At 65.1% G+C, this 20,662-nt stretch carries 18 protein-coding genes; 7 read left to right on the top strand and 11 right to left on the bottom strand.

Going from position 1 to position 20,662, the window contains the following annotated elements; genetic code table 11:
- Positions 1-4: 4 nt before the first annotated feature.
- The 3 genes from H7A13_11310 to hemN form a co-directional block, all read right to left on the bottom strand.
- Positions 5-502, bottom strand: a complete 498-nt coding sequence (locus H7A13_11310) for a hypothetical protein (protein ID MCP5333924.1) — start codon at positions 500-502, stop codon at positions 5-7.
- 208 nt (positions 503-710) lie between these two features.
- The gene (locus tag H7A13_11305) at positions 711-2,744 is read right to left on the bottom strand and encodes an acyltransferase (GenBank protein MCP5333923.1); all 2,034 of its coding nucleotides are present in this window, start codon (positions 2,742-2,744) and stop codon (positions 711-713) included.
- Between the two features lie 175 nt (positions 2,745-2,919).
- Positions 2,920-4,305 carry an oxygen-independent coproporphyrinogen III oxidase gene (gene hemN / locus H7A13_11300; protein MCP5333922.1) on the bottom strand — a complete coding sequence of 462 codons (1,386 nt, stop codon included), beginning with the start codon at positions 4,303-4,305 and terminating at the stop codon, positions 2,920-2,922.
- Positions 4,306-4,491: 186 nt separating this feature from the next.
- On the opposite strand from hemN, the gene H7A13_11295 reads away from it, so the two are divergent.
- From H7A13_11295 to H7A13_11270, 6 genes are all read left to right on the top strand, one after another.
- Complete coding sequence (locus H7A13_11295; protein ID MCP5333921.1) at positions 4,492-5,550, top strand: NAD(+)/NADH kinase; 1,059 nt, start codon at positions 4,492-4,494, stop codon at positions 5,548-5,550.
- A 44-nt stretch (positions 5,551-5,594) separates the two neighbouring features.
- Entirely contained in the window at positions 5,595-6,083 is a 489-nt protein-coding gene (locus tag H7A13_11290) for a hypothetical protein (GenBank protein ID MCP5333920.1), read from the top strand.
- A gap of 14 nt (positions 6,084-6,097) precedes the next feature.
- Entirely contained in the window at positions 6,098-6,436 is a 339-nt protein-coding gene (locus tag H7A13_11285; GenBank protein ID MCP5333919.1) for a hypothetical protein, read from the top strand.
- A gap of 133 nt (positions 6,437-6,569) precedes the next feature.
- Entirely contained in the window at positions 6,570-7,073 is a 504-nt protein-coding gene (locus H7A13_11280) for a PaaI family thioesterase (protein ID MCP5333918.1), read from the top strand.
- The gene (locus H7A13_11275; GenBank protein ID MCP5333917.1) at positions 7,070-7,510 is read left to right on the top strand and encodes a PaaI family thioesterase; all 441 of its coding nucleotides are present in this window, start codon (positions 7,070-7,072) and stop codon (positions 7,508-7,510) included. The genes H7A13_11280 and H7A13_11275 overlap by 4 nt, the downstream gene beginning before the upstream one ends.
- Positions 7,510-8,415, top strand: a complete 906-nt coding sequence (locus H7A13_11270) for an ATP-binding protein (protein ID MCP5333916.1) — start codon at positions 7,510-7,512, stop codon at positions 8,413-8,415. The genes H7A13_11275 and H7A13_11270 overlap by 1 nt, the downstream gene beginning before the upstream one ends.
- A 34-nt stretch (positions 8,416-8,449) precedes the next feature.
- On the opposite strand, the gene H7A13_11265 is transcribed toward H7A13_11270, so the two are convergent.
- From H7A13_11265 to H7A13_11235, 7 genes are all read right to left on the bottom strand, one after another.
- Positions 8,450-9,538, bottom strand: coding sequence for a response regulator (locus tag H7A13_11265; GenBank protein ID MCP5333915.1), 1,089 nt, complete (start codon positions 9,536-9,538; stop codon positions 8,450-8,452).
- 6 nt (positions 9,539-9,544) lie between these two features.
- Entirely contained in the window at positions 9,545-12,676 is a 3,132-nt protein-coding gene (locus H7A13_11260) for a PAS domain-containing protein (protein MCP5333914.1), read from the bottom strand.
- A 75-nt stretch (positions 12,677-12,751) separates the two neighbouring features.
- Positions 12,752-13,525: a glucose 1-dehydrogenase gene (locus H7A13_11255; protein ID MCP5333913.1), complete on the bottom strand. Its 774-nt coding sequence runs from the start codon at positions 13,523-13,525 to the stop codon at positions 12,752-12,754.
- A gap of 31 nt (positions 13,526-13,556) precedes the next feature.
- Positions 13,557-14,813, bottom strand: coding sequence for a putative Na+/H+ antiporter (locus H7A13_11250; protein ID MCP5333912.1), 1,257 nt, complete (start codon positions 14,811-14,813; stop codon positions 13,557-13,559).
- A gap of 70 nt (positions 14,814-14,883) precedes the next feature.
- Entirely contained in the window at positions 14,884-15,780 is an 897-nt protein-coding gene (locus H7A13_11245) for an alpha/beta hydrolase (protein ID MCP5333911.1), read from the bottom strand.
- 23 nt (positions 15,781-15,803) lie between these two features.
- Positions 15,804-16,406, bottom strand: coding sequence for an NUDIX hydrolase (locus H7A13_11240; protein MCP5333910.1), 603 nt, complete (start codon positions 16,404-16,406; stop codon positions 15,804-15,806).
- 116 nt (positions 16,407-16,522) lie between these two features.
- Positions 16,523-17,443, bottom strand: a complete 921-nt coding sequence (locus tag H7A13_11235; GenBank protein ID MCP5333909.1) for an SDR family NAD(P)-dependent oxidoreductase — start codon at positions 17,441-17,443, stop codon at positions 16,523-16,525.
- A gap of 212 nt (positions 17,444-17,655) precedes the next feature.
- Here H7A13_11235 and H7A13_11230 point away from each other — a divergent pair, with 212 nt between their 5' ends.
- The gene (locus H7A13_11230; protein MCP5333908.1) at positions 17,656-19,710 is read left to right on the top strand and encodes an enoyl-CoA hydratase/isomerase family protein; all 2,055 of its coding nucleotides are present in this window, start codon (positions 17,656-17,658) and stop codon (positions 19,708-19,710) included.
- Between the two features lie 30 nt (positions 19,711-19,740).
- Here the strand turns inward: H7A13_11230 and H7A13_11225 are convergent, their stop codons facing one another.
- The gene (locus H7A13_11225; GenBank protein MCP5333907.1) at positions 19,741-20,634 is read right to left on the bottom strand and encodes an alpha/beta hydrolase; all 894 of its coding nucleotides are present in this window, start codon (positions 20,632-20,634) and stop codon (positions 19,741-19,743) included.
- Between the last annotated feature and the right edge of the window lie 28 nt (positions 20,635-20,662).

Genomic DNA, 20,662 nt, shown 5'->3' with positions numbered 1-20,662 from the left:
GCCTTCATGGCTGGGTTTCAGAAGATTTTGCCGACGACTGGACAGCGCTCTGTTCAAAACTGGTGTCGACACGACCGGCGCTGAGTTGCAGTTGATAGCGGTCGAAGGCGGCAAAGATGTCCTGGATCGAGGCATTGTCGCGAATTGGGAACACTTCGCGAAACGCCTCCATCAGTTCATCGAAGTCGCGCAGCCAGAGCGACTTCTGCATGTCCTTCACCACCATCTTCACCCGTGGCTGCAGGCTGAGCGCGATGCTCAACAGTGGCTGAGGTCGCAGATCGGTCTCGCGCCGCAGCCGCTGGATGCGGTTGAAGACGCGGGTTCGCAGGCGCTCCTTCGGCAACTCATGATCAAGGGGAGAAGGCGGGGCGTCGTGGCGCAGCGTCTCTTCGGCCAGCGATCCCCAGGAGCGGTAGCCAAACAGCAGCGCCGTGTAACGCTTGGCGTCAATCAGGCTCAGCTGTGGATGGCGGGTGGCGATGTCCTGCACTGTTCTCATCGGATGGTCCATCGAGTCGAAATGGACCTTCTCCTGCTCACATCGGCGCTGTTCCATGGGGATCCCCCGGTGAAGTAGGCGTGATGACGCTCGCAGTGTAGTGCGCAGCCGGGTGGTTGTGGAAGGGGCGACAGCAGAAATTCGGCAGCGCTCTGTTGGCAGCGGGTGACCCGGCAGACGCGTGGTGACCGCGATCGGGCAGTTCGGATCAATGTGCCGCCGCAGTGTGGGATTCGGCTTCGTTGATCCGCTGTGCAAAGGCGTCACCGACACTGTCGATGTAACTGGCGGTGATGTGCCTTGTATCGCGAAACACGATCCGTCCTTCCCGTGCCGCCTCGCACAGTTGCGCTGGACAGATCAGGGCATTGAGGTCGAGCATCCGTACATTCGGGTAGGCGCCTGTGGCCTGGCTGACCCAGGCGAAGATGGCGTCGTCGTGGCTGTTGCTGGCCGGTGCACTGCACGCCGGCGGGGCAGGCAGCAGCGGACTGCGCCAGGCATGGCGGGCCAGACAGTCTGGACCGTCAAATGGCAGGGCAGGTGTGGCGCGCAGAACGAACACCTGTTCGGCAGCGGCCGACAGCGCGCCCAGCGTGCGTCGCGAGCCCTCTCTCCATTGGGCTTCGGTGAAGGGGTAGGTCGTGGTCGATCCGGTCACGATTACCTCGGGGCGCAGGCTGTTCGCCGCTGCCAGTGCGGCTGCGCGCCACTGTTCGCACTCGATGTAGTGCCTGCCGATGCGTGGATAGAAGTAGCCTTCATCGACCATCGGGCAGGCCGATTTGGTGAGGACCAGGACGCGCCAGCCTTGCTCGGCATAGGTGCGCATGACGGCGGGGAACCACTGCACCGTCACGCTGTCGCCGAGCAGCAGCACGGTCTGTTTGCCCTGCGCATTCCCGAATGCGCAGACACGCACCTGGGCAGAGCGGTACCACTCGTCGCAGTCGGGCACTGCATAGAGCGCTGGCAGGTTGGAACGCACGGCGACGTAGGGCTGCTGCGACGGTGCGCCCATCCAGTCGACCGCCTTGCTTTGCCACAGGTTTCCCAGCAGCACCGTGCCGCCCATCAGCACGGCCGAGCCCAGCACGGTGGTCAGCGGTCGAGCGGCGATGAGCCTGCTGTGCCGCAGTGGGGATTCCACCCAGCGATGGCTGAGGTAGGCCAGTGCGAGACTGAGTATCACCCAGGTCATGGGGTGCGCTGGCCGCCCGGCGATGGCCACGGTGGCGCCGAGCAGCAGCGCCGGCCAATGCCACAGATACCAGGAGTAGGAGAGCTCTCCAAACCGTTGCAGCGGCGGCAGCGACAGCAGTCTGCTCACGCCGAGGGCCGCGGTGGTCTGGGTGTCGGCGGCCAGTATCAGTGCGGTTCCGATCGATGGCAGCAGGGCCCAGCCGCCGGGGTAGGCGTGGTGCCGGTCGAGGAACAGTCCGCTGCCCAGCACCAGCAGCAGACCGAGCCAGCCGGCCACCCTGCGCGCAAGAAAGTCCGATCCAGGTGCAGTCAGGCTCTGTGCTGAGCCTGCCGTTCTGGAGAAGGTGAGCAGGGTGATTGCACCCAGCGCGAACTGCCAGGCCCGCGAGGGCATCAGATAAAAGCCCTTGGTCGGCTGCACATAGGTCAGAAAGATCGACAGCGCCAGGCAGAGCAGCATCGTGGCCAACATGCCGCCACGCAGCCGCTGCCAGTTGCGATGACCGCCCTGCCATGACCAGCTGCCGAGCAGAAACAGCACCCACAGAGGCCATGCCAGATAGAACTGCTCCTCGACCCCCAATGACCAGGTGTGCAGAAAGAGGCTGCTCTCGGCGCCGGTGCCGAAATAGTCGAGCTGGGCCGAGTTGAAGTGCAGGTTGCTGAGCCAGAGCGAGGCGGCCACTGCCGCCTTGGCCTGTCCCGGCTGCTCGGAAGGGCCCAGCAGCAGGATGGCCAGCAGACTGCTGCCGCACAGCATGAGCAGCAGTGCGGGCAGCAGGCGGCGCAGGCGCCGCGCATAGAAATCGAGCAGAGCGATTCGGCCAGTGCGGTCGATCTCCTGCACCAGCAGACCGGTGATCAGGTAACCCGAGAGCACGAAGAAGACATCCACGCCGATGAAGCCGCCCTGCAGCCAGGGCAGGCCGGCATGCGCGGCCACCACCAGCATCACCGCGACCGCGCGCAACCCCTCGATGTCGGCACGGTAGCCAAGGCGGTAACCGTGGAGCTCCGGGACGGAGGCTGCATTCAGCATGGTGGGCTTGGGTTCGAAGTTCAAGGGCGCTTCCTGCCGATCGCCATCAGTCGATCAGGCCGCTGGCCGGCTGCGTCAAAAAGCCCCATCGAGCCGAATCGAGAGGCAGGATGCAGCAAAGGATAGCAGCCGTGGGCGAAGACGGTGCAGCCTTGCCGCTGTCGCAGCGCACTCCTCAAATGGTGCGGGAGAAGCGCTGCTCGACGCTCTGCTGCGCCAGATAGCGGTCGAACACCATGCAGATGTTGCGAATCAGCAACTTGCCGCGCGGTTTGATGGTGATTTTTCGCGCATCGAGCTCCAGCAGCTCATCCTCGATCATCGGCTTCAGTGCCTTGATCTCGCTGTTGAAATAGCTGCTGAAGTCGATGCGGTGGTCGCGCTCGACGGTGGCGATGTCGAGCTGGAAGTGGCAGATCAGGGCGGTGATGACCGCGCGGCGCAGCAGGTCGTCCGCATCGAGTTCGACGCCGCGAAAGAGCGGCAACCGGCCCTGATCGATCGCGGAAAAGTACTCGGCTTCGCTGCGGCAGTTCTGGCTGTAGCTGCTGCCGAGCATGCTGATCGCGCTGATGCCGAGGCCCAGCAGATTGCAGTGGGCATGGGTCGAGTAGCCCTGAAAGTTGCGGTAGAGGTCGCCGCGCTGCTGCGCCCGGGTCAGTGCGTTGTCGGCCTTGGCGAAGTGGTCCATGCCGATGTAGACATAGCCGGCATCGGTCAGCCGCTCGATGGCGAGTCGCAGGATGGCCAGCTTCTCGGCTGGCGCTGGCAGCTCCAGCGCGTTGATGCCGCGCTGCTGCTTGAACAGCTCCGGCATGTGGGCGTAGTTGAACAGCGACACCCGGTCGGGCGCGATGTCGATCAGGGTGTCGAGGGTGGTGGCGAAGGAGGCGACGCTCTGGCGCGGCAGGCCGTAGATCAGGTCGATGCTGAGCGAGTCGAAGCCGGCGGTGCGGGCGGCGTCGATGGCGCGACGGGTGATCGCCTCGGGCTGGATGCGGTTGACCGCCTGCTGCACCCGCGGGTCGAAATCCTGCACGCCGAGGCTCAGGCGGTTGAAGCCGAGCTGGCGCAGCAGATCAATGGTGGCAGGCGGCGCCTCGCGCGGATCGATCTCGATCGAGAACTCCCGGGTCGCCGCCTGGCTCAGCGTGAAGTGGCGATCGATCGCCTGCATCAGCGCGCTGATCTGCGCCGGCGTGATGAAGGTGGGTGTGCCGCCGCCCCAATGGAGCTGCTCGACCTGGGTGCCGGCCACCAGTTCGGCCTGCATCGCCAATTCGCGCTGGAGCCGGTCGAGGTAGGGTTGGGCGCGGCTGCGGTCCTTGGTGACGATCTTGTTGCAGGCGCAGTAGTAGCAGATGGTGCTGCAGTAGGGCAGGTGGACATAGAGCGACAGCGCCGGGGTCAGCGCCGCGGCGTTGCGTGCGTGACGGCTGTGGTCGGCCGCGGTGAAACCACTGTGGAACTGGGTCGCGGTGGGGTAGGAGGTGTAACGCGGTCCGGGCCGGTCGTAGCGGTTGATCAGTTCCGGGTCGAACAGCAGTTCGTGCGAGTGCATCGTGGGTATCCGGTCGTGGCGGTGAATACAACGTGCAGCCTACCGCAAAGCCCGCTTCTGCTGGATGATCCATGTCAACAGTCGCCATCACCCGGGGTGGAGTGTCGCGATCAATCTTTTATCATGGTGCCGTCATGCCCAGCTTCGGCTGGGAAACGCCCGCAACCCCTGTTCAGGATTCTCCGCATGAGTTCAACATCCGCCGCACCCGCCGTCGGCATCATCGTCAATCCGATGTCGGGGCGGGATTACCGCCGGCTGGCCGCCCGGGCCGACACCGTCAGCCACGAGGCCAAGCGCAACCAGATCGCCCGGGCGGTGGTGGGGGCGATCGCGGCCGGTGCGCGCCGCATTCTGGTGCCCTATGAGCCGCGGCGGCTGGCCACCGGTGCGGTGGAGCAGCTCGATTTCGCCGTGGAGTTCGAGCGCATCGAGACGCCGATCCTGCACAAGTCGATCGACACCACGCGCGCCGTCGAGGCGATGCGCGAGCGCGGTGCGGTGGCGCTGCTGGTGCTGGGTGGCGATGGCACGCACCGGGTGGTGACCAAGGCGTGGCGCGAAGCGCCGATGGTGGCGGTCTCGACCGGCACCAACAACGTCTTTCCCACCATGCAGGAGCCGACCCTGGCCGGCATGGCCGCCGGTCTGGTCGCCTCGGGCGGCATCACGTTGGCGGAGTGTGCCGAGCGCGCCAAGGTGGTCGAGGTCGAGATCGAGGGCGAGGCCGGCGATCTGGCGCTGATCGACGCGGTGCTGCTGCAGAACGACTCACTCGGCAATCTCGCCCCCTTCGCCAGCGACAAGCTGCGCACCATCGTGCTGGCGCGGGCCGAACCGGCCTCGGTGGGCATCTCGCCGCTCGGCGGGCTGCTGCACCCCTGTGGCGCGGAGGATGAGTTCGGCGTGACGGTCAACTTCTGCACCCATGCGCAGGGCGGGCGATTGCTGCGTGCCCCCTTCTCGCCCGGACTGATCCGCACCGTCCATGTCGCCGATTCGCGCCCGGTGCCGCTGGGCGAGCCGATCGAGGTGACCGGGCCGGCGCTGCTGGCTTTCGACGGTGACCGCGAACGGCAGCTGGCGCCGGGCCAGCGCGCCTGGTTGCGGGTGGTGCGCAGTGGCCCCTGGGTGATCGACAGTCGCAAAGCGCTGCATCTGGCGGCCGAGCGCGAGCTGATGCTCGATCTCGACCACTGGTTCGATGCCTATGATGGCGTTGCCGGCAAGAGCGGCTGCTGCTGATGAGATCGGTGCATCCGATGGTCGGAGATGTCGCGGCGCCGGACATGGCACCGCTGCCCTGCATCATCGATGTCGAGGCGTCCGGTTTTGGTGCCGGCAGCTATCCGATCGAAATTGGATTCGTCCTGCCCACAGGCCGGGCCCACTGCTATCTGCTGCGGCCACTGCCTGATTGGGGCCACTGGGATGCCACTGCCGAACGGATTCACCGCATCGACCGCGCGACGCTGCTGCGCCACGGGCGGGCGTTGCCCGAGGTGGCCGATGCGTTGAACCACCATTTGCAGGGCAGCAAGGTCTACACCGATGCCTGGGGGCAGGACATGGCCTGGCTGGCACTGCTGTTCGACAGTGCCGGGGTGAAGCAGCGCTTTGTGCTGGAGTCGATTCGTGCGTTGCTGAGCGATGCCCAGGCGGCGGCCTGGTCTGGCATGAAGCAGCAGGCGATGGTCGAGCTGCGGCTCGACCGCCACCGGGCGAGCCATGATGCACGCATCATCCAGTTGGCCTACCGCAAGAGCAGAGTGCTGTGATGGAGGGGGTTCCGATGGTCTATCGTTTCACCGGTCAGTTCACCCTGCACCGGCCGTTGATGGATCTGCTGACGCCGATCGACATGAGTGGTCTGGCGATTGCCATTCTGCGCTCGCCGCAGGGGCCGCATGTGCTGGTGTCGCGCATCCGTGGAGTACAGATCGACATGGCGGCACAGCCCGGGCCTGATTACCACTTCTCGGGTCAGATCGAGGCAGAGCGGCCGGTGGCCGAGTCGGTGCTGCATCGGCTGTCGCTCGCCTTCACCGCCGACCGCATCGCCCACCGCTTCGAATTGCTGAACGATGCGGGCGAGCCGTTGCAAAGCTTTCAGGGGTTGCCGCCCCAATAGCCGCTCACCGATCGAGCAGGCGCTGTTTTCACGCGGAGCACCTAGGCAATCCGGGTTAGAATTGCGCGCTTGTCACGCGCCGGCCAGCAGTTCTGGATCAGGCGCTTCACCGAGCAAAAGAGGTCAAGGGCGGATGTCTGACAGTGCGCAGAGCGACGGGCAGGGCAGGGGTTATCTGATCGATGATCCGCGCTACTACAAGGCGACGGTGGAGGATTCGCTGACTCGCATTCCCCATTCGGCGGTATTGGGGCTGGAGATCGTCTCGATCGAGCGTGATGTGGCGATTTTGCGGCTGCCCTACAGCGACCGGTTGATCGGCAATCCGGTGAGCCGCACCGTGCATGGTGGTGCGGTGCTGTCACTGGTCGACAGTGCCAGCGGCAAGGCGGTCTTCTGTGCGGTGCCCGCGCCCGAGACCATCGCCACCCTCGACCTGCGCATCGATTACCTGAAGCCACCACAGCCGGAGCAGGATCTGTTCTGCCGTGCCGAGTGCTACAAGCTGACCCGCAGCGTGGCCTTCGTGCGGGCCGAGGTCTACCACCAGCCGGGTGATCCGATCGCGCACAGCGTCTCCACCTTCATGCGCTCATCCAGCAGTATCGCCAACTCGACGATGGAGCCGAGCCGATGAATCTGCCGCAGATTTTTGCCGAGGCACGCCGGACTGGCGACTATGGCGAGGTCAATGAACTGATCCCCTATGCCAAACTGCTGGGCATTCGCATCGAGCAGCCCGACGCGGCATCGCTGCGCTTCGTGCTGCCTTACCAGTGGGACAACGTCGGCAACGTCAAGCTGCCGGCGATCCATGGCGGGGTCATCGCCGGCCTGCTGGAGAATGCCGCGACCCTGCATCTGCTGTGGGCGATGGAGTCGACCACCATGCCCAAGCCGATCGATGGCAACATCGACTACCTGCGCTCCGGGCGCGCGCTCGAAACCTACGCCCAGTGCCAGGTCACCAAGCAGGGGCGACGCATCGCCAATGTCGCGGTCAAGGCGTGGCAGGAGGATGCCGACCGGCCGATTGCGGTGGCCCGCTACCACTTCAAGGTGACGCCAAGCTGATGGAAAGAGATGCCGCACTGCTGCTGCCGACGCTGACCCGCATCGCCGAGGCGCTGGAGCGGCTGACCCCGCGCCCGCCGGCCGCAATCGACTGGAGCCAGACCCTGGCCGCGCACTGGCTGGTTGGCAGTGGCGGTGGTGTGCTGGCCCCGCTCAAGACACGGACGATGCGACTCGACGACCTGTTGGGGGTGGAGCGGCAGAAGGCGACGCTGCTGGCCAACACCCGCCACTTTCTGGCCGGTCTGCCAGCCAACCATGCGCTGCTGTGGGGGTCGCGCGGCACCGGCAAATCCTCGCTGGTGCGGGCGCTGCTGCACGACTGCGCCGGGCAGGGCCTGCGCATGGTCGAGGTGGAGAGGAGCCACCTGTGCGATTTGCCGCTGATCATCGCGCAACTGCGCGACAGCACGCACCGCTTCATCATCTATTGCGACGACCTCTCCTTTGCCGAAGGTGATCCGGCCTACAAGGTGCTGAAGAGTGTGCTGGATGGCTCGCTCGACAGTGCCAGCGAGCAGGTGCTGATCTATGCCACCTCCAACCGGCGCCATCTGCTGCCTGAATACATGGATGACAACCGTGCGGCGCGCATGGTTGGTGAACTGCTGCACGAGAGCGAGAGCAGCGAAGAGAAGATCTCGCTTTCAGATCGCTTTGGGCTCTGGCTGTCGTTCTACCCCTTCGATCAGACGCAGTATCTCGACTGTGCCCGCCACTGGTGCGAGCGGCTGGCGGCCGAGCATGGGCTGGCATTGCAGTGGAACGGTGAGGTCGAACAGGCGGCACTGCTCTGGTCGCGCAGCCGGGGTCATCGCAGTGGCCGTGCCGCCGAGCAGTTTGCGCGCGATCAGGTGGCCGGTCGGCTCGTTGCGGCGCGATTGAGCCTGCACAAATCCGGCTGATGCAAGGCGCCGGGATGGGCTCCGGCACTGGCGCTCAATGCGTGGCTTCAGAGCCGGAGTGCGGTTCGGCGTGGCGTTCGCGGATCGCCAGCACGGCATCGAGGTTGGCAATGAACAGATCGACCAGCCGGCGATCGAAGTGGCGGTCGCGCTCGGCCTGCAGCAGTTCGATCGCCTTGGGGATCGGCCAGGCCGCCTTGTAGGGGCGCTCGCTGGTCAGCGCGTCGAACACATCGGCCACCGCGACGATGCGCCCCACCAGCGGGATCGACTCGCCGCGCAGCGCATGGGGGTAGCCGCTGCCATCCCACTTTTCATGGTGGGTCAGGGCAATCTCGCGTGCCACCACCAGCAGTGGCGCACTGCTGCCATCGAGCAGGTCGGCGCCGATCTGGGCGTGCTGTTTCATGGTCTCCCACTCCTCGGCGTTCAGCTTGCCCGGTTTGAGCAGAATCTGGTCGGGAATGCCGATCTTGCCGATGTCGTGCATCGGGCTCGCCTGCAGCAGCAGTTCGGCCTCGCCGTCGCTCATGCCGGCACAGCGCCCCAGCAGTTCGGAGTATTTGCTCATGCGGATGATGTGCAGGCCGGTCTCGTTGTCGCGGAACTCGGCGGCGCGCCCCAGCCGGCGGATGATCTCCAGGCGGCTGTCATGCAGCTCCTGGGTGCGCTCGGCGACCCGCTGCTCCAGCAGGATGTTGTCGTTGCGCAGACGCGCTTGCAGCAGATGGGTCTCCAGCGAGTTATGCACCCGTGCCAGCAGCTCAGGAATCTCGAACGGCTTGGAAATGAAGTCGCGGGCACCCTGTTGCAGCACGTTGAGCCGATGCTCCAGCGCGGTCTGCGCCGTCAGCACCACCACGGTCGGCGGGTCGGAGAGGGTTGCCGCCATCTGCGCCATCAGTTGCAGCCCATTCAGATGGGGCATGTTGAGGTCGAGCAGCAGCAGCGCGGGGTGGTGCTGTCTGATCAACTCCAGCGCCTGCCGTGAATCGGTGGTCGAGTGCAGAGTGCGGTAGCCGGCACCGCTGAGCGTCCTTTCGACCAGCAGCACATTGGCCGGCTCGTCATCGACGATGGCGATGGCGGCGTTCTTGATCTCGGTATCGGTCAACGGTGGCATCGGAATTCACGTCCTGGATTGTGTTTTGCGCTGCTCGAGCAACCCATCGAGAATCCGCAGGAACTCCGGCACTTCGATCGGTTTGACCAGATAGTCCAGAAAGCCGGCGGTCAGGCCGCGGCGAATGTCATTCGGCATCGCGTTGGCGCTCAGTGCCAGCACCGGAATGGCTGCGGTGCGGGGTTCGTCCTGGAGCCGTTTCAGCATCTGGTAACCGTTCATGCCGGGCAGGTCGATGTCGAGCAGAATCACATCCAGAGTATTGGCATGAACTTCGACTAATTCCAGTCCGATCTCCGGGGTGCTGGCGCTGAGCAGCCGCCAGTGGGGTCGGGTGGCGACGATCTGCTCGACCAGCCGCAGGTTGGCCGGGTTGTCTTCGACATAGAGCAGCGTGGCGGCGGCCATGCTGGCTGGCAGTGCGGGGGAGGCCATTTCGGTCAGATGCGCTGCCGCGGGCGTTGCTGGTTCGATCCGTGGCAGCTCCAGCCAGAAGGTGCTGCCGATGTCGGGGCTGCTCTCCACGCCGAGTGTGCCGCCCATCGATTCGACCAGCCGCTTGCAGATCGCCAGGCCGATGCCAGTGCCTTCGATGCCCCGGGTGGCGGCATCGAGCCGCTGGAACGGCTGGAACAGCAGTGGCAGAAGCGCCTCATCGATGCCGTAGCCGGTGTCGCTCACCTCGATGCGGGCAAAGCCGGGCGAGCCACTGACCATGCGCAGCGTGACGCTGCCATGCGGGCGGTTGTACTTGATCGCATTGGAGATCAGGTTGACCAGCACCTGCTTCAGGCGGGTGCGGTCGGCCTGGAACCAGACGAAACAGACCTTGCGCGGATCCTCGCGCAGCAGGATGCCATGGTGTTCGGCCATCGGCTGCAGCAGTGCGAGTGACTCATCGATCGCCTCACAGCAGAGCACCGGCTCCAGCGACAGCGACAGTGCTCCGGCCTCGATCCTGGAGAGGTCGAGCACCTCGTTGATCAGCTCCAGCAGGTGGCGGCCGGCCTTGAGGATTTCGGCGACATCCTGCTGCTGTTCAGTGGTCAGTTCGCGCCGCAGTTGCAAAAGCTGGGCAAAGCCCAGAATCGCGTTCATCGGCGTGCGCAGCTCATGGCTCATGCTGGAGAGAAACTCCGACTTGGCCTGGTTGGCCTGCTCGGCCTCCTGCTTGGCCTGGCGCAGCGCCGTCTCGCGCAGCACCTGTTCGGTGATGTCCTGCGTCGTGCCGCTCAGTGTCAGCGGCCGGCCATCGGCCGCGAAGCTGGCCTCGGTGATCGCGCGCAGGTGGCGAACCTCGCCATCGGGGCGCAGGATGCGGTAGCTCTGTTCGGTCTTGCCATCGTGCAGCACCTGGGTTCTGAATGTCTTGATCTGGGCGAGGTCGTCGGGGTGCACACTGGCATAGAAGCGATCCAGATCGATCTGCACGGCAGGATCAATGTCAAGGATGGCATAGATCTGCTCGGAGCAGTGCAGGCGGTTGCTGGCCAGATCGAGATCCCAGTTGCCGAGATGGGCGATGCGCTGGGCATTGGTCAGGCGGGCCTGGTTGATGCGCAACTGCTCCGAGACCTCCTTGTGGACCGTGACATCCTGCACCACGCCGAGCATGTGGGTCGGTGTGCCATCGGCCAGCCGGGTGACATCGCCCTGCTCCAGCAGCCAGCGAAGGGTGCCATCGGGCCACTGCACACGGTGCTGGATCCGATACTTCTCGCCCCGCTCGATGCAGCCGCTGATCGCATCGATGACGCTTTGCCGATCCTCGGGATGGACGGCACTGATGAAGTTCTCATAGCTGGTCTCGACCACCCCCTGGTAACCGAACATCGGTGCGATCTGTTCGGACCACAGCAGTTCTCCGGTTTGAATGTTCAAGTCCCAGGTGCCGATGTTGGCGTAGTTCTGGCTGCGGCGCAGCCGCTCTTCGCTTTCACGCAGCGCATCCTCGGCCATCTTCTGCTCGGTCACATCGTTGAGCACGACGACGTAAAGGGACGTTTTATCGCCCTGCTCATCGAGAGCCCAGGAAGCAGAGAAATCACACCAGAAGGGCGTACCGTTCTTTCGGTAGAGGCAAAGCAGCAACTGCCGGACTGACTGGCCGGCGCGCAGTTGCTGCAGCGCCTGGGCTCTCTTCTCCCGATCGGTCTGTGGCCCGAACAGCAGGGCGCTGCCGCCGGCCACCAGCTCATCGGGGCTGTAACCGGTCATGCGATTCAGGGCCGGGTTGACGTAGCGAATTCGCGGATTGGCCTGACTGGCGTCCATGATGGCGATGCCGGAGGCGCTGGCACGCACCGCATGGCCCAGCAGACGCAGTGCCAGTTCGTCACGCTTCTGTGCGGTGATGTCGGTGCGAATCGAGATGTAGCGCTGGGGCCGGCCATGCTCGTCGGCAATGGGGACGATGGTGGCCTGCACCCAGTAGAGTTCGCCATCCTTGCGCCGGTTGCAGATCTCGCCATGCCAGCTCTGGCCGCGGCTGATCGTCGACCAGAGCTGCTGATAGAGTTCAGCGGGATGTCCCCCTGACTTGAGCAGGCGGTGGTTCTGCCCCAGCAGCTCCTCGCGGCTGTAGCCGCTGATGGTGCAGAACAGATCGTTGACCGCGATGATGTTGCCGGCGCGGTCGGCCTCGCTGACGATGGCATGCTGGTCCAGCACGCCCCTGACCAGCTCCAGTTGCTGGTAAAGCTGCCGCACGGTCTGCTGTTGTTGTTTGAGTTGGCGGATGCGATCGGCTTCATTGACGGCATGACGCAGGCTGCAACCGAGCAGGGCGGGAAGCAGTGTGTTCTTGTTCAGGCAGTCGAAGGCGCCCGCCTGGCGGGCGGCCTGTTCATCTTCGACATCGCTGCTGCAGGTCAGCATGATGATCGGCAGGTGGCAGCCGGCCTCGCGCGCGGCCTGCAGCAGGTCGATGCCGCGCATCCCTTGCAGCCGGCTGTTCAGCAGGCAGACACCTTGGCGGGTGGTGCAGAGCCACTCCAGTGCCCGCTGGCTGTCGGTGGTGATCTCCAGCCGGCTGGCAATGCCGGTCTCGGCCAGCACCTCGCGGATGCGGGCCAGGTCGTCGAGCTCCCTGCCCACCAGCAACAGATTCAGCGGTTCGCTGCTGGGCGAAGAGTCCACCGGAGGAACCATTCCTTTATCCCTGTTTTTATTGTTGTTATATCACGCCGAGCGGATGGTGAAAATATAGCCTGTTCAGGCGATGCTGCCACCGCCATCGATGACGAGGGTCTGACCGGTCATGAAGCGACCGGCGGCCGAGGCGAGAAAGACCGCGGCGCCGGCGATCTCTTCGGGTTCACCGATGCGCCGCAGCGGCGTCTGTTCGGTCGATCGCTTCAGCACCTCGGGGTTCTCCCACAGAGCGCGGGAGAAGTCGGTTCGAATCAGACCGGGCGCGATGGTGTTGGCGCGCAGGTTGTGGGCGCCATATTCGACCGCCAGGTTGCGCACCAGCTGCATGTCGGCGGCCTTGGAGAGCGCATAGGTGCCGAGCACTGCCGAGCCATGCAGTCCGCCCACCGACGAGACGACGATGATCACCCCGTCGCGCCGTTCGACCATTTCCGGCGCCACCATCTGGCACAGCCAGTGGTTCGACTTGACGTTGCTGTGCAGCACCTTGTCGAAGGCGTCGTCCGGGATGGTGGCAGAGGGGCCGAAGTAGGGGTTGACGGCAGCATTGCAGACCAGGATGTCGATCTGGCCTAACTGCCGTCGGGTCTCATCGACCAACTGCTGCAACTGCCGCTTGTCGGCGATGTTGCAGGGCAGGGCAATGGCCCGGTCGGGGGCTTGATGGGTCTGATTGATCTGCTGCGCCACCTGCTGGCAGGCCTCGGCCTTGCGGCTGGAGATCACCACCCGTGCGCCCTGCTCCGCCATCGCCACGGCAATCGCCTTGCCGATGCCACGGCTCGATCCGGTGATCAGTGCCACCTTGCCGGTCAGGTCAAAGAGCGATGTCATGGCAACCTCCGCTGGTTTTGTCGATGTTTGTCTACAGGAACTTGAAGGCCGCTGCGGCGACCAGCGTCGGCAGCAGTGCCGCCAGCAGCAGTCCGAGCGGATGCACCGCGCCATCCTCGAAATGGCCGCGCAGGATCGCCATGCCGGCCGGGTTGGGCGCATTGGCGATGACGGTCAGACCACCACCGGTCACGGCGCCGGCGACCAGTGCATATTTGAACTCTTCCGACAGCCCGTCGACCAGTGAGCCGAGGTAGGTCAGGGCGGCATTGTCGGTGATGGCGGTCAGTGCCGTGGCGCCGACAAAGACGCTGTCGCTGCTCATCCCCAGCAGCAGCGGTTGCAGCCACCACTGCTGCTGGCCACCCAGCACCACCAAGCCTGCCAGAAAGAAGGCGACCAGCAGCCCTTCGCGCAGGATCAGGCGATCCTGGTGCTGCGGGTAGGCGGTGGCGACGCCGAGAAAGAGCAGAAACAGCCCCATGAAGATGGCCGGATGGTGGGCGAACAGCACGACACCGGCGAGAAAGGCCAGGTGTGCCAGCAGCAGCGGCCAAGGCACTGCCACGGTGCCCCGGCGGCTTTCGGTTGTCGGCACTCTCGCCAGCTCCCGGCGGAACAGCAGGGCGCTGCCCAGCGTGTTGACGGCCACGGCAAGCGCCGCCTTCCAGCCGAAGGTCGCCAGCATGAAGCGGCTGTCCCAGCCCCAGTGGCCCGCCACCATCAGCACCGGTGGTGCGGCATAAGACGTGAGGGTGCCGCCGATCGAGATGTTGACGAACAGCACCCCCAGCGTTGCATATTTCAGCCGTGTCGACAGGCCGCGACTGAAGAGCTGATCGGCCAGAATCAGTGCCGCCAGTGTCATGGCGGCCGGCTCGGTGATGAAGGAGCCCAGCAGCGGAATCAGCCCGACCACGACGATGTAGCTGCCGAGGCTGCCCGGCAGCGGCAACAGACCGATGAGGCAGCGCACGACTCCCATGACCCCCTGCAGGATCGGTCGGCTGCCGGCGATCACCATGATGGCGAACACGAACATCGGTTCGGTGAAGTTGCGTGAATCGATGTAATGGATGGCCGCCGTGCCGTCATCGATGAACAGCACCGCCGCCAGAATCAGTGCCCAGAAGCCGAAGACCACCTCGACCTCGCCCAGCAGGTGCCACAGGCCGGCATGGGCGGGGCGGGTGTGGGCCAGATGTTCGAAGAGCTTGGTCGAGAAGGTGTGGAGGATGGCCACCGCAAAGAGCGCGGCGGCAATCAGCTGGATCGGCGTGGCGGTCATTTCTGTTCCCGTTCCTGGGTCATGCGACCCGCTGCCCGCCGGGTGAGCGGGCAGGGGTGCAGTGCCCGATTCAGGCGGTGAGGCTCTGGAAGAACCGTCCCGCCTCGTCGATGGCCTTTCTGGCATCGCCGACGACCGCGGCAAAGTGGTGCCAGACATGGATCATGTCCTGCCACTCCTGCAACTGCACGGTGACCCCGGCCTTTTTGGCGCGATCGGCCACCATGCGCGCGTCATCGAGCAGGGTTTCGGCGGTTCCGACCTGGATCAGCAGCGGTGGCAATCCACTGAAGTCGCCATGGATCGGCGAGGCCAGCGGGTTCTTCGGATCGGCGCCCTTCAGGTAGATCTGGGTCCAGTTCAGCAGGTCGGGCTTGCGCACCATCGGGTCTTCATCAGCCTTGCTCTGGTGGCTGCTGCCGGTCATCTCCAGATCGGCCCACGGCGAGATGCAGAGTCCGCCGGCCGGCAGCGGCAGTCCCTGCTGCTTGAGCGCCAGCATGGTGGCCAGCGTCAGGCCGCCACCGGCCGAGTCGCCGCCCAGTACGATCTGCTGGCTGCTGTAGCCGAGGTCGAGCAGGGCGCGGTAGGCGGCCACGGCATCCTCGACCGGCGCCGGAAAGCTGTTCTCTGGTGCCAGCCGGTAGTCGATCAGATAGGCGCGGCGCCGGCTCGCCCGTGACAGATCGGAGACCAGCGTGCGGTGGGTGACGAAGCCGCCCAGCGCGTAGCCGCCACCGTGGAAGTAGAGCAGTGCCTGACGGGTGTCGGCGCCCTCGGCGGTGATCTCCTCGGCGGGCACGCCATTCAGCGCAGTGGTGCGGATGGTGACATCGGCGCCGACCGGAAAGGCGCCGCCGAGCCCTTCGTAGCGCTGGCGCATCTCTGCCACACTGGGGGTGGGTGCGTTGGGGTCGCGTCCTGAAAACATCATCGTCTTGATGGTTTCGATTTCCTGATTGGCCATGGGCGTCGTCTCCTTGGGGGTTGTTATTCTGAACGGGCTTTCGGACTCTGGGCGGTGGCCTCATGCGCGGCGGTCGGCTGGCGCGTCGGGTCGCGCTCCCAGCGCAGATCCTCGATGCGCAGTGGATAGCTGCCCTGCAGGCGGTCGGCGAAGTAGTGACGCAGCGTGCTGCTCACCACCGGAAAAGCAAGCTGTTGCCACGGAATCTCCGCCTCGCTGAAGAGCCGCACCTCGCTGCTCTCGACGCCGGCGGCAAAGTCGAGGTTGAGCAGGCGGGCGCGAAAGAACAGGTGCACCTGGGCGATCTGCGGCAGGTTGAACAGCGTGTAGAGGCCATTGATCTCGACCCGCGCCAGCGCCTCCTCCCAGGTTTCGCGCACGGCACCCTCATCGGTCGACTCGCCGTTCTCGAGAAAACCGGCCGGCAGCGTCCAGAAACCCAGACGGGGGGCGATGGCTCTCTTGCACAGCAGCACCCGTTCGCCATGGACCGGCAGGGTGCCGGTGACGACGCGGGGGTTCTGGTAGTGCACATGCCGGCAGGCGGTGCAGACATGGCGCAGGCGGTCGTCGCCGTCGGGAATCACCCTGGTCAGCGGGGCGGCGCACTGGCTGCAGTAGTTCATGCTGGGGCTATCCCGGGCGAGTGTTGCCGGGATGCTACACGTTCGGACCGGATCAGTTCAAACCGCGCTGCAAATGAATCGGGGGCGTTGCCGCCCCCGATGGGTGTCCGATCCGCTTACACCTTCTTCGGTTGGGCGGCGGCGGCCAGTGCGGCGTCGTGTGCCCGCTTCTCCTCGAAGATCGCCGGGAAGATGCGATCGAGCTCCGGCTGCGTCCAGACGTGGTCGGTCTCGTAGAGGCGGAACATCGCATTCTGGGTGATCACGCCCGCAGCGCCGCGTCCACCATGGATCACCTGGGAGGTGATGCCGGCCCCCTTGTCGGAGACCAGCCAGCAGACGATCGGCGCAATGGCGTCGCCGCTGCTCAGTGGATCGTCGAGGGCGATCTCATCTTCTTTCTTGCCCTCGCGCGCGGCGACCAGGTCAGCGGTCATGCGGGTGGTGGCCACCGGCGAGAAGGCGTTGACGGTGCACTTGTATTTGGCCAGCTCCTGCGCCAGCGTGCGGGTGAAGCCGGCGATGCCGGCCTTGGCGGCCGAGTAGTTGCACTGGCCGAAGTTGCCCATCAGCCCGGAAATCGAGCTGAAGTTGACGATGCGGCAGTTTTCGCGGTTGGTTTCGCGAATGTAGCGGGCAAACGGCTGCGAGGTGGTGAAGGTGCCTTTCAGATGCACGGCGATCACCAGATCCCACTCCTCTTCGGTCATCTTGAAGATGGTCTTGTCGCGCAGAATGCCGGCGTTGTTGACCAGAATGTCCATCTGGCCGAAGTTGTCGATGGCGGTCTGGAAGATGTTGAGGCCGCCCTGCATGGTGGCCACCGAATCGTAGTTGGCGACGGCAATGCCGCCTTCGGCCTTGATCTCGTCGACCACCTGGTCGGCCACCCGGCTGGTGCCGGTGCCGTCACGGCTGCCGCCCAGATCGTTGACCACCACCTTGGCCCCCTCTTTGGCGAAATATTTCGCCATCGATTTGCCAATGCCGTTGCCGGCGCCGGTTACGACCGCCACTTTTCCACTGAGAACACCCATGGTCTGACTCCTGCTGGTTTTATCGTTAAAGGCTCTGTCACAAGAACGCCCAAGTGTCGTTGACGAATTCGACTGGATTCGCACAGCATCTTTCGGGTGGCCCATTATAGCGAAGCGCGGCAGGCGGATGTCCGATTTCGTGCTGGACCCCCCGGCAAGGCCGGGTATCATCGCTGCGGTTGTCACGCCAATTACAAAATAAGGACTCCTCCATGTCATCGCTCACCACCCGGACCCTCGACGGTCTGCTCTGCTGCCAGATTCCAGCCACTGTTCCGGAGCCGGCGCTGCTGCATCAGTTGACCGAGTTGATTGTGCAGGCAGCAGCCAGCCCTCCCGAGGCGCTGCTGCTGTTCGACCAGAACCTCCTCTTCACCCTCAGCCCGGAGCTGGCCTGCCAGCCGCAATGGCTCGAGGCGCTGGATGCACTGCTGGCGGCCCTGGATCAGGCGGCGATGCCGGTCATCGCACTGCCGCAGCGCCATCTGCTCGATGTCGGGCTGGAGCTGGCGCTGGCCTGTCGCCATCGGATCGTCACCCCGGCCGCCCGCATCGGCATGGGCGCACTGCAACAGGGGTTGATGCCGGGCCATGGCGGCAGCCAGCGGCTGACGCGGCGCATCGGTGCCGAACTGGCGCTCGATCTGCTGCTGGGCGGCAAGCCGCTCAATGCCGAGGGGGCCAAGGCGTGTGGTCTCATCGATGCCATCGATGCGACCGGGGGCGAGGCGAGCGCAGTGGCGCTGGTGCGGCAACTGCTGGCGGCAGGGTCGGGCAGCGTGGCGGCCGCGCAGCCGAATCCACAGGAGCTGGCCACGATTTTCGAGCGGGCCAGCGCGCAGGTGGCGCGTTCGCGGCGTGGCCAGTTTGCCCCGCAGGCGATCCTCCAGGCGGTCAGGGCAGCGGTCGAGGATTCGGCGCAGGGATTTGCGCGTGAGCGGGCGCTCTATCTGCAATGCCGCGACCATCCACAGCGCGCGGCACTGGCGCACCTGTCGCGTGCCGAGCGCTTCGTCACCCATGTGCCCGATGTGCCGGCCGACACCAGCCTGATGCCGATGCACAGGGCAGCGGTGATCGGCTCCGGCACCATGGGCGGCGGCATCGCGATGAACTTCGCCAATGCCGACATTCCGGTGACGCTGCTCGACGTCAACCAGGAGATGCTCGACCGTGGTCTGGGCGTGATCCGCCGCAACTACGAGATTGCCGTGCAGCGCGGCAGCCTGACGCAGGGTGAACTGGAGCGGCGCATGGGGCTGATCGGCGGCACCACCGACTATGGTGCGATTGCCGAGGTCGACATCGTCATCGAGGCGGTCTTTGAGGACATGGCACTCAAGCAGCAGGTCTTCGCTCAGCTCGATCAGGCAGTCAAGCCGGGCGCGCTGCTGGCCACCAACACATCCGGGCTCGACATCGACCAGATCGCCAGCGCCACCCGACGGCCGGCGAATGTGATCGGACTGCACTTTTTCAGCCCGGCCAACGTGATGCGGCTGCTGGAGATCGTGCGCGGTGCCGCCACCTCGGCCAGTGCCATCGCCAGTTCGATGGCACTGGCGCAGCGGATGCGCAAGGTGGGGGTATTGGCCGGCAATTGCCCCGGCTTCATCGGCAACCGCATGATTCATGGCTACATCTTTCAGGCCAACCAGGTGGCGCTCGAAGGGGCCAGCTACGCGCAGGTCGACCGGGTGATTCGCGAGTTCGGCCTGCCGATGGGGCCGTTCACGATGATGGACCTGACCGGCCTCGATGTCGGCTGGCGTGCCCGCAAGGCGAGTGGCCGGCCGACCAAGCCGACCGAGCGGGTGCATGACCGGCTTTGCGAACTGGAGCGTTTCGGTCAGAAGCGCAGTGCGGGCTTCTATCTCTACCAGCCCGGCGGCCGGGTGCCGACCTACGATCCGCTGGTCGATCAACTGCTGGCCGATGCCGCCCGCGAGTGCGGCATCGCGCGACGCGAGTTCAGCGATGAAGAGGTGCTCGATCGCTGCATCTTCCCGCTGATCAACGAAGGAGCGAAGATTCTGCAGGAGGGGATGGCGCTGCGGCCCGGCGACATCGACGTGGTCTATGTCAACGGTTATGGCTTTCCGGCCTACCGGGGCGGGCCGATGCACCATGCCGACCAGTTGGGGCTCGACCGCGTCTACCGGCAGATCTGCCAGTTCGAGGCGACGCTGGGCGAATTCTGGCAGCCGGCTGAACTGCTGCGTGAGCTGGCCAGTGCCGGCAAGGGTTTCGGCAGCCTCGACCCCTGACTCAGACCCGCTTCGCGACAGGTTACCCCACTACCGTCCGCGGTGCGGGTTGGAGTGGCGCCACTCGGCCAGCATCGTGCGCAGCGCGGCGACGAAGGCGAGCGGCTGATCCAGAAACAGGTGGTGATGGGTCTCGGGAACGGTGACGAAGGGCACGCTCTCGTCGAGCATCCGGAACATGTAGGAGCCCACCTCGGGGGTCACCACGCTGCTCTGATCGGCATTGATGACGCCGCAGCGGCAGCGCAGATTCTTGAAGTCATCGCGCCGCTTTTCGTACAGGAAAGGCGAACGGAAGTGCTCGTCGAACTTCCACATCCAGCCCCCCTCCACCGCCACCAGCGAATGGCGGGCGATGTAGTCGAGAATGTAATCATTGGCGCAGGGTTGGGGTGGCAGCAGCCGGAAGCGCGCCACTGCGCTCTCGAAGTCCGGATAGAGCTTGCGGCGCCGGATCGGCGCGCTGCTGTGCCACTCGTAGTCGGGCGGGCGAATCGGTGCATCGGCCAGCACGATGCCGGTGAGCCGGTCGCCATGGAGCGCGCCGGTACGCAGTGTGATGAAGCCGCCCATGCTGTGGCCGACGATGATGGCACCATCGCCGAAGCCGGCATCGTCGATCACGCTCATCAGCTCGCTGGCGTAGCAGTCGCCGTCGTAGGCCGCCCGGTGGCCGCTGTCGCCCATGCCGCTCAGATCCATCGCCGCGACCCGGAACTGGTCGATGAAGAAAGGGGCAATGAAATCCCACCAGTGGGCGTGCGCGCCATTGCCATGCACGAACAGCAGACCGGGCTTGTCGCCCTCATCGCCCCACAGCAGGTAGTGAATCGGACAACCCTCGACTTCGACGAAGCGGCTCTGTGGTGTGATTGCCAGCACGCGGCGGAACCAGTCGGGGGCATCGGGATGAAGCGTCAGCATGGCGCCGGTGTCGTCCTGTGGGGGTAAA

This window comes from Pseudomonadales bacterium, assembly GCA_024234215.1.
Lineage (GTDB): Bacteria > Pseudomonadota > Gammaproteobacteria > Pseudomonadales > UBA5862 > JACKOQ01.
The sequence above is the reverse complement of the archived record's forward strand: the minus strand, read 5'-3'. Positions and strand labels throughout refer to the sequence as shown.

Coding starts and splice junctions, on each gene's coding strand:
- H7A13_11275 (MCP5333917.1), top strand. CDS start 7,070: ATGAATCTGCCGCAGATTTTTGCCGAGGCACGCCGGACTGGCGACTAT.
- H7A13_11235 (MCP5333909.1), bottom strand. CDS start 17,443: ATGGGTGTTCTCAGTGGAAAAGTGGCGGTCGTAACCGGCGCCGGCAAC.
- H7A13_11245 (MCP5333911.1), bottom strand. CDS start 15,780: ATGGCCAATCAGGAAATCGAAACCATCAAGACGATGATGTTTTCAGGA.
- H7A13_11265 (MCP5333915.1), bottom strand. CDS start 9,538: ATGCCACCGTTGACCGATACCGAGATCAAGAACGCCGCCATCGCCATC.
- H7A13_11295 (MCP5333921.1), top strand. CDS start 4,492: ATGAGTTCAACATCCGCCGCACCCGCCGTCGGCATCATCGTCAATCCG.
- H7A13_11290 (MCP5333920.1), top strand. CDS start 5,595: ATGGCACCGCTGCCCTGCATCATCGATGTCGAGGCGTCCGGTTTTGGT.
- hemN (MCP5333922.1), bottom strand. CDS start 4,305: ATGCACTCGCACGAACTGCTGTTCGACCCGGAACTGATCAACCGCTAC.
- H7A13_11240 (MCP5333910.1), bottom strand. CDS start 16,406: ATGAACTACTGCAGCCAGTGCGCCGCCCCGCTGACCAGGGTGATTCCC.
- H7A13_11250 (MCP5333912.1), bottom strand. CDS start 14,813: ATGACCGCCACGCCGATCCAGCTGATTGCCGCCGCGCTCTTTGCGGTG.
- H7A13_11310 (MCP5333924.1), bottom strand. CDS start 502: ATGAGAACAGTGCAGGACATCGCCACCCGCCATCCACAGCTGAGCCTG.
- H7A13_11285 (MCP5333919.1), top strand. CDS start 6,098: ATGGTCTATCGTTTCACCGGTCAGTTCACCCTGCACCGGCCGTTGATG.
- H7A13_11225 (MCP5333907.1), bottom strand. CDS start 20,634: ATGCTGACGCTTCATCCCGATGCCCCCGACTGGTTCCGCCGCGTGCTG.
- H7A13_11280 (MCP5333918.1), top strand. CDS start 6,570: ATGTCTGACAGTGCGCAGAGCGACGGGCAGGGCAGGGGTTATCTGATC.
- H7A13_11255 (MCP5333913.1), bottom strand. CDS start 13,525: ATGACATCGCTCTTTGACCTGACCGGCAAGGTGGCACTGATCACCGGA.
- H7A13_11230 (MCP5333908.1), top strand. CDS start 17,656: ATGTCATCGCTCACCACCCGGACCCTCGACGGTCTGCTCTGCTGCCAG.
- H7A13_11305 (MCP5333923.1), bottom strand. CDS start 2,744: ATGCTGAATGCAGCCTCCGTCCCGGAGCTCCACGGTTACCGCCTTGGC.
- H7A13_11270 (MCP5333916.1), top strand. CDS start 7,510: ATGGAAAGAGATGCCGCACTGCTGCTGCCGACGCTGACCCGCATCGCC.